Annotated in this window: 8 protein-coding genes; 4 read left to right on the top strand and 4 right to left on the bottom strand. The window is 67.1% G+C overall.

Going from position 1 to position 8,463, the window contains the following annotated elements; genetic code table 11:
* Window positions 1-32: 32 nt before the first annotated feature.
* The 4 genes from rho (at window position 33) to H0W40_RS17770 (ending at window position 4,874) form a co-directional block, all read left to right on the top strand.
* Window positions 33-1,295 (top strand): transcription termination factor Rho, encoded by a 1,263-nt coding sequence (rho, locus tag H0W40_RS17785; protein ID WP_292448924.1) that lies wholly within the window; start codon window positions 33-35, stop codon window positions 1,293-1,295.
* A gap of 87 nt (window positions 1,296-1,382) precedes the next feature.
* Window positions 1,383-1,643, top strand: a complete 261-nt coding sequence (locus H0W40_RS17780; RefSeq protein WP_292448923.1) for a type B 50S ribosomal protein L31 — start codon at window positions 1,383-1,385, stop codon at window positions 1,641-1,643.
* Between the two features lie 175 nt (window positions 1,644-1,818).
* Window positions 1,819-3,501, top strand: coding sequence for a hypothetical protein (locus H0W40_RS17775; protein WP_292448920.1), 1,683 nt, complete (start codon window positions 1,819-1,821; stop codon window positions 3,499-3,501).
* Entirely contained in the window at window positions 3,498-4,874 is a 1,377-nt protein-coding gene (locus H0W40_RS17770) for an MATE family efflux transporter (protein ID WP_292448917.1), read from the top strand. The genes H0W40_RS17775 and H0W40_RS17770 overlap by 4 nt, the downstream gene beginning before the upstream one ends.
* Here the strand turns inward: H0W40_RS17770 and phoR are convergent.
* The 4 genes from phoR to pstB all read right to left on the bottom strand — a co-directional run.
* Window positions 4,823-6,205: a phosphate regulon sensor histidine kinase PhoR gene (gene phoR / locus H0W40_RS17765; RefSeq protein ID WP_292448915.1), complete on the bottom strand. Its 1,383-nt coding sequence runs from the start codon at window positions 6,203-6,205 to the stop codon at window positions 4,823-4,825. The genes H0W40_RS17770 and phoR overlap by 52 nt on opposite strands.
* Window positions 6,206-6,233: 28 nt before the next feature.
* Window positions 6,234-6,935 carry a phosphate regulon transcriptional regulator PhoB gene (gene phoB / locus H0W40_RS17760; RefSeq protein ID WP_292448912.1) on the bottom strand — a complete coding sequence of 234 codons (702 nt, stop codon included), beginning with the start codon at window positions 6,933-6,935 and terminating at the stop codon, window positions 6,234-6,236.
* Between the two features lie 32 nt (window positions 6,936-6,967).
* On the bottom strand, window positions 6,968-7,675 hold the full coding sequence (gene phoU / locus H0W40_RS17755) for a phosphate signaling complex protein PhoU (RefSeq protein ID WP_292448909.1): 708 nt from the start codon (window positions 7,673-7,675) through the stop codon (window positions 6,968-6,970).
* Between the two features lie 50 nt (window positions 7,676-7,725).
* Window positions 7,726-8,463, bottom strand: a 738-nt coding sequence (gene pstB / locus H0W40_RS17750; RefSeq protein WP_292448906.1) for a phosphate ABC transporter ATP-binding protein PstB, incomplete at its 5' end; no start/stop codon positions are given.

Below are 8,463 nucleotides of genomic sequence, written 5' to 3'. Positions count from 1 at the left end.
GCCCGCCACGACAGCACCCAGAGGTGCGCACCATGCATCTATCCGAACTCAAAGCCCAGCACATCTCCGAACTGATCAAGATGGCGGAAACGCTCGAGATCGAGAACAGCGGCCGCATGCGCAAGCAGGAGCTGATGTTCGCGATCATGAAGAAGCGCGCCAAGCAGGGCGAGCAGGTTTTCGGCGACGGCGTGCTCGAAGTGCTGCCCGACGGCTTCGGTTTCCTGCGCTCGCCCGAGGCCAGCTACCTGGCTTCGACCGACGACATCTATCTCTCGCCGAGCCAGATTCGCCGCTTCAACCTGCACACGGGCGACCTGATCGAAGGCGAAGTGCGCGTGCCCAAGGACGGTGAGCGCTACTTCGCGCTGGTCAAGGTGGACCACGTCAACGGGATCACCGCCGAGGAGAACAAGCAGAAGATCATGTTCGAGAACCTGACGCCCTTGTTTCCCAAGGAGCAGTTCAAGCTCGAGCGCGACATCAAGTCGGAAGAGAACATCACCAGCCGCATCATCGACCTGATCGCGCCCCTGGGCAAAGGCCAGCGCGCGCTGCTCGTCTCGGCGCCCAAGAGCGGCAAGACGGTGATGATGCAGAACCTCGCGCATGCGCTGATCGCCAACTACCCCGAGGTGCACCTGATCGTGCTGCTCGTGGACGAGCGGCCCGAGGAAGTCACCGAGATGCAGCGCACCGTGCGCGGCGAAGTCATCAGCTCCACCTTTGACGAGCCGGCCGCGCGCCACGTGCAGGTCGCCGAAATGGTGATCGAGCGTGCCAAGCGCCTGGTCGAGTTGAAGAAGGATGTGATCATCCTGCTCGACTCCATCACCCGCCTAGCCCGCGCCTACAACAACGTGCTGCCCTCTTCGGGCAAGGTGCTCACGGGCGGTGTCGATGCCAATGCGCTGCAACGCCCCAAGCGCTTCTTCGGCGCGGCGCGCAACATCGAGGAAGGCGGCTCGCTCACGATCATCGGCACGGCGCTCGTCGAGACCGGCTCGCGCATGGACGAGGTGATCTACGAGGAATTCAAGGGCACCGGCAACTGCGAGATCCACCTCGACCGCCGCATGGCCGAAAAGCGCGTCTACCCGTCGATCCTGCTCAACAAGAGCGGCACGCGACGCGAGGAGCTGCTGCTCAAGCCGGAGATCCTGCAAAAAACCTGGATCCTTCGCAAACTCCTCTACCCGATGGACGAGATCGAGGCGATGGAGTTCATCCTCGACAAGATGAAGGCCACGAAGACCAATCACGACTTCTTCGACATGATGCGAAGGGGCGGCTAGCTATAATTCGCGGTTTTTCCGCTTCGGAAAGTGCGTCGCAACGCGCGGCGTGGCTCCCGCACCAATGGATTCAGCGAGGATATAAAGATGAAAGACGGCATTCACCCCAATTACCGCGACGTGTGCTTCGTCGACATTTCCAACGGCTTCAAGTTCGTGACGCGTTCTTGCGCGCAGACCCGCGAGACGGTGAAGATGGACGATGGCCGCGAACTGCCGCTGTACAAGTTGGAGACCACGAGCGAGTCGCACGCGTTCTACACCGGCACTCAGAAGAGCATCGACTCCCTGGGCGGGCGCGTCGAGAAGTTCCGCAACAAGTTTGCGCACGTCGGCTTGAAGAAGTAAGCGCTGTGGCGGCATCCGCCCACGCTAAGGCAGCCTCGGCTGCCTTTTTTCTTGCCGCGGCTCCGCACGGCGCTTGCTCCGCCGCTCGTCCGGGCCAGCCGTGCGGCATGCCGTCCATCGCCGGCGCGCGGCTTTTCCTGCAAGATGCCGCCCTGTCGCCTGGCCTCGGTCCGCTTTGAGCCTGCCCACCCCTGCCCTCGTCTCCCAGCGTGCCGCGCAGCGCTTGCCGCGCACGGCGCTGCTGCTGTTCTGCGCGGCCTACGTGCTGCCCGGCCTGTTCGGCCGCGACCCGTGGCGCAACGCCGACCTCAGCGCCTTCGGCTACATGCTGAGCCTGGCGCGCGGCGCGGCCGACCCGCTGATGCCGACGATCGCCGGCCTGCCGGCCGACGGCGCGCTGCTGCCCTACTGGCTGGGCGCCGCATCGATCGAACTGCTGGGGCCGCTGCTGGCCGCCGCGCCGGCCGCGCGGGTGCCGTTCGCCCTGCTGCTGATCGGCGTGCTGGTCTTCACCTGGTACAGCACCTACCACTTGGCACGCACCGAGGCGGCGCAGCCCCTGCCCTTCGCCTTCGGCGGCGAGGCCGCACCCATCGACTACGCCCGGGCCATCGCCGACGGCGCTCTGCTCGCGCTCATGGCCACCCTTGGCCTGCTGCAGCTCGGCCATGAGACGACGCCCGAGCTGGTGCAACTGTTCGCGACTGCGCTGTTTCTGTATGCGATGGCGGCGAGCCCTTGGCGAGCGGCCAGGTCGCGCGCCGCCGTATTGATCGCCTTGCCGATGCTGGCCGTCAGCGGCGCACCCAGCATCGGCGTGGGCTTCGCGGCGGCTGGGCTCGCCGTCAGTTTGCGCTCGAGCTACCCGCAGGCCCGCAGCTTCGCGATTTGGATCGCCGCCGCCGCTCTGCTCGCGGCAATGGCGGCCACCGCGATCGGTGCCTGGGCTTGGCGGCTCGAGCTGCCGTCGGATTGGGGCGATGCGTTGCGCTTGCTCGGCTGGTTCGCCTGGCCGGCCTGGGCCTTGGCCGCGTGGACGCTGTGGCGATGGCGCGCGCATGCGTTGCACCGTCACATCGCCGTGCCGCTCAGCGTGCTGCTCGTGGCACTGGCCGCGTGCATCGGCATGCGCGCTTCCGACCGCGCCCTGATGCTGGCGTTGCCCGCACTGGCGGTGCTGGCCGCCTTCGCGCTGCCGACCCTGCAGCGCAGCATGTCGGCCGCGATCGACTGGTTCTCGGTGGCTTTCTTCAGCCTCGGCGCGATCGCGATCTGGGTCATCTACGCCTCCCTGCAGCTCGGCGTGCCGGCCAAGCCGGCGCAGAACATCGCGCGGCTTGCGCCGGGCTATCCGGGCGGCTTTTCGCTTTGGGCGCTGCTCGTGGGGCTGGTCGCCACGCTGGCCTGGCTGCTGCTGGTGCGCTGGCGCACGGGGCGCCACCAACAGGCGCTGTGGAAAAGCCTGGTGCTGCCGGCCAGCGGCCTGACCTTGTGCTGGCTTCTGCTGATGACTCTCCTGCTACCCGTGCTGGACTATGCGCGCAGCTATCGGCCGCTGGTCGAGCACATTGCCCGGCATGTTCCCGACCATGCCTGTGTGGCCACCATCGGCCTGCAGACGGGCCAGTTGGCCGCGCTCGAATACCACGGCGGCTGGCGCGTCGAGGCGCTAGGCGCCGCGTCGAGTGACTGCGGCTACCTGCTCGCCCCAGGCCGCGTCGGCATGCCGGCAGACGAGCTGCAACGCGACGGCTGGTTGCTCGTGGCCCGCGAACGCCGACCGACCGAGCGCGACGACGAGACCGTGGTCTATCGCCGCAGCAAGCCCGCCGAGGCAGGCACCGGCACTGCGCGGTGACGTCCGCGCGCACGCTTGTTGGCCGCATCGCGCGGCATGCCGGCTCGATTCTGATCGGCCAGATCGCGGTGATCGGCTATGCGGTGGCCGACACGGTGATGACCGGCCGCCACAACAGCGCCGATCTCGCAGCGCTGGCGATCGGCTCGGCCGTGTACATCAGCGTCTATATCGCGCTGACCGGCGTGGTGCAGGCGCTGATTCCGGTCGTCGGACACCACCACGGCGCAGGCAACCGCGAAGGCGTGCGGCGCAGCTTCCAGCAGGGTGCCTGGCTCGCGGCAGCCGTCGCGCTGCCCGGCATGGCGCTGCTGCTGTTTCCAGAGCCGCTGCTGGCGCTGGTGAAGACCGAGGCGGAGATCATCGAACGGGTGCGCGCCTACCTGTTCTGGCTGGCCTGGGCGCTGCCGGCGGGCCTGCTGTTTCGCGTTTACGCGGGCTTGAACCAGGGCCTGTCGCGCCCGCTGATGGTCACGCTATTGCAGTTGATGGCGCTGGCGCTCAAGGTGCCGCTCAACGCCTGGCTGATCTTCGGCGGCGCCGGCGTGCCGGCGCTGGGCGTCGCCGGCTGCGCGCTGGCCACGCTCATCGTGCAGTGGTCGCTCGCGGCGGTGGCCATGACGATGCTCACGCGCCATGCGCTTTACCGGCCGCTGCGGCTCTTCTCGGACTGGCAAGGGCCGCGCTGGACCCAGCAGCGGGAACTGCTGCGCCTGGGTCTGCCCAGCGGAGCCGCCCTGTTCTTCGAGGTCACCGGCTTCGCGCTGATGGCCGTGTTCATCGCGCGTCTCGGCACCACGCCGCTGGGCGCGCACCAGATCGTCGCCAACGTCGCCAGCGTGATCTACATGCTGCCGCTGTCGATCGGCATCGCTACCGGCGCGCTCGCCTCGCAATCGCTCGGCGCCGGCGATCGGCGGCTGGCTCGGCGCGTCTGCCAGCAGGGGCTGGCACTCGCGTTGGGCCTCATCGCTGTGTTGAGCGTGGTGCTGGTGTTCGCGCGCGACACGCTGGCGGAGGCCTACAGCAAGGACACGGCGGTGCAGGCAATGGCGGCGCACTTGCTGCTGGTCGTCGCGGTGAGTCAGCTCGCTTACGCGACGCAATGCGTTGCGTCGTTCGCGCTGCGCGCTTATCGCGTTGCCCTGCTGCCGGCCGTCAGCTACGCCGTGGGCTTGTGGGGCGTGGGCCTGGCCGGTGGTTACTGGCTTGCCTTTCAGTCGCCGGCGGGGTGGCCGAATGCCCTCGCGGGCGCGGCGGCATTCTGGTTCGCCAACGGGGCGGCGTTGCTGCTGGTGTGCGCCTTGTTGCTGGCGCTCCTTCAGCGCGTCTCCGCAGGGCTGCCGCGAGCGGCAGTGAGCGCTTCCCCCTGACGGCGCGGGTCGGGCGCCGGCTCCAGGTAGCGCAGCCTCGCAGCCGGAAAAATCAGCCGGAAGGTCGAGCCCTTGCCCGGCTCGCTTTGCACACTCAATTCGCCGCCGTGGCGCTGCACCACGTGCTTGACGATCGACAGTCCCAGACCCGTGCCGCCGGTATCGCGCGAGCGGCTGCCGTCGACGCGGTAGAAGCGCTCGGTGAGCCGCGCAATGTGTTCACGTTCGATGCCCGGGCCCGTGTCCTTCACCGTGAATTCGCCCGAGCCGTTGGGCAGCACGCGCCACGCGATGTCGATGCGGCCGCCCTCGGGCGTGTAGCGCACGGCGTTGTTGGCCAGGTTGGTCACGGCGCTGAGTAACTCCGTCTCGGCGCCAGCGATCTGGGCGGCGTCGTCGCTGGTCAGGGTGAGCGTGTGCCGGCTCATCGAAAGGGTGCGTGCATCGACTTCCACCTGTCGCAGAAGTTTGTCGACGGCAACCCATCGATCGGCCGCAGGCCGGGGGCTGCCTTCGAGTTGAGCGAGCGTCAATAGATCGGCCACGAGGCTTTGCATGCGCTGCGTCTGCTGGCTCATGAGCAGCAGCACGCGCTTGCGCTCGACTTCCGTCAGCGGCAGGCTGGCCATGGTCTCGATGAAACCCGACAGCACCGTGAGCGGCGTACGGATTTCATGCGACACGTTGGCGACAAAATCGCGGCGCATGGCGTCAGCCCGTTCGCGCTCGGTGATGTCTTGCGACAGCACCAGCTTCCTGCCTTCGCCGTAGTCGCGCACCAGCACGGACAGCGTGCCGCGTCCGCGCGGGTCCGGAAACTGGACGGGCTCCTTGAAGACCCCCGTCTGCAGATAAGCCACGAACGCAGGCGCGCGCACGAGGTTGGTGATGTGCTGCAGCCGATCGCGCTGCGGATCGAGGCCGAAATGCGCCGCTGCCACCGAATTGCACCAGTCGATCTGCTCGTTGACATCGAGCATGAGCACACCGTTGGGCGAGGCCTCCATCGCGTCGAGAAAGCGGCTGAGCCGGGCCTGCTCCTGCGCGGCTAGCCTTTCGCGCGAGCGGATGCTGCGCTCGACGCGATAGCCGATTTCGCCCCAGAATCCCGCGTCGCGAGGCGCGTCTGCCTCCTGCGTTCCACGCAGCCAAGCGATGAGTCGCATGCCGCGGATCGTGTCCAGCAGGACCAGCAGGGCCACCGCGCCCGCCGCGCCGAGCAGCATGCCGAGCACCGGCGCCCGCAGGGAGCTGCCGACGAAGTAACCGAGCAGGCCGCCGGCGAGCATGGCGGTGACGCCGGCGAGCAGCCGCGAGAGCAGCCAGCTCACGCGCGCCTTCCGCCGCCCCGCTGCACGCTCAGGCCGACAACGCGGCCACCTGCTGCGTGAGCCGGTAGCCGGCGCCGCGCACCGTCTCGATCATGGCCGAACAGGCCACGGGCGCGAGCGCTTCGCGCAGTCGCTTGACGTGTACATCGACTGTGCGCTCCTCGATGAAGACGTGGTCGCCCCAGACGCGGTCGAGCAACTGCGCCCGCGAGTGCACGCGCTCCGGATGCGTCATGAAGAAATGCAGCAGTCGAAACTCGGTCGGCCCGATCTTGACCTCCAAGTCGCCGCGGCCGACTCTGCGCGTCGACGGGTCCAGTCGCAGCGAACCGACCTCGACGGCGCTGTCCAGCGCCTCGGGCGCCTTGCGGCGCAGCACCGCACGGATGCGCGCCATCAGCTCGTGGGTCGAGAACGGCTTGGTCAGGTAATCGTCGGCACCGGCATCGAGCCCGGCTACCTTGTCGCCCTCGTCCGCGCGCGCGGTCAGCATGATGACCGGCAGCTCCTTGGTGCGGCTCTCGGCGCGCCAGCGCTTGGCCATGGCCAGGCCCGACTGGCCCGGCAGCATCCAGTCGAGGATGACCAGATCAGGCAGCACGCGGTCGATCTCGGCTTGCGCCTCGTCGGCCGTGGCCGCGACGCGAACCTCGTAGCCTGCATGACGCAGGTTGAGCGAAATCAACTCGGCGATCGCCGCTTCGTCTTCCACCACCAGCACTCGACTCATGAATGACTCCTCTTTGCTTGCCCAATGGCGCGTCAGCGAACCATCGACTCGACCGTCGCCACCGGGTTGTGGCGCACATCGGTGCCCTTGACGACATAGATGATCTGCTCGGCCAGATTCTTGGCATGGTCGCCGACCCGCTCGATCGCCTTGGCGACGAACACGAGGTCGATGCTCGCGGAAATGGTGCGCGGGTCCTCCATCATGAAGGTGATGAGCTTGCGCATCAGGCCCTCGAATTCCTGGTCGATCTGGTCGTCCTGCTTGAGCACCTCGACCGCCTTTTCCACGTCGAGCCGTGCGAAGGCGTCGAGCGCCTTGCGCAGCAGCGCGGTGGCAAGCGTGGCCTCGAAAGCGACATCGGACACCGGCAGGCGCAGACGGCTCGAAACGCCCGTGTTGACGAGTCGCTGCACCGTGCGCGCCACGCGCGCGGCCTCGTCGCCGACCCGCTCGAGGTTGCCGATGGTCTTGCTCACCGCGATCAGCAGGCGCAGATCGCGAGCAGTGGGCTGACGGCGCGCGATGATGCTGGAGAGGTCGCGGTCGATGTCGAGCTCCATCTGGTTGACCTTCTCCTCCTGCACGAGCACCTGCGCGGCGGTCTCGCTGCTGAAGTTGCTCAGCGCGTACATCGCCTGCGCGACCTGGGATTCGACCAGGCCGCCCATCTCGAGCACGCGGGTCGAGATGCCGCTGAGTTCGGCATCGAACTGGGTGGAAAGGTGTCTCTCGCTCATGCTGCTGTCCTCGGTTGTCTTCGCTCAGGCGGGCTGGAGAGCCGCTGCCCTCATCCGAACCGCCCGGTGATGTAGTCCTCGGTGTCCTTCTTCTTCGGCTTCATGAACAGGTCGGAGGTCGGTCCGAACTCGATCAGGTCGCCCAGGTACATGTAGGCCGTGTAGTCGGAGCACCGCGCCGCCTGCTGCATGTTGTGGGTGACGATCACCACGGTGTAGTCGGCCTTGAGCTCGTGGATCAGCTCCTCGATCTTGCCGGTGGAGATCGGGTCCAGCGCCGAGCAGGGTTCGTCGAGCAGCAGCACCTCGGGCTTGATGGCGATGCCGCGCGCGATGCACAGCCGCTGCTGCTGCCCGCCGGACAAGCCCGAGCCGCTCTGGTTGAGCTTGTCCTTGACCTCGTTCCACAGCGCCGCCTTCTTCAGCGCCCACTCCACGCGCTCGTCCATTTCGGCCCGCGGCAGTGTCTCGAACAGCTTCACGCCGAAAGCGATGTTGTCGTAGATCGACATCGGAAACGGCGTGGGCTTCTGAAAGACCATGCCGATCTTGGCGCGGATGAGCGAGACGTCGTCCTTCGAATTCAGGATGTCCTCGCCGTCGAGCAGCACCTGACCTTCGGCGCGCTGCTCCGGATAAAGCTCGAACATGCGGTTGAAGCAACGCAGCAGCGTCGACTTGCCGCAGCCGGAGGGGCCGATGAAGGCAGTGACCTTGTTCTCCGGGATGTCGAGGTCGATGTGCTTGAGCGCCAGGAAGTGGCCGTAGTAGAAATTCAGGCCGCGCAC

It is taken from the genome of Methylibium sp., from assembly GCF_013817345.1.
Lineage (GTDB): Bacteria > Pseudomonadota > Gammaproteobacteria > Burkholderiales > Burkholderiaceae_C > Methylibium.
This window is presented reverse-complemented; position numbering and strand designations above follow the sequence as displayed.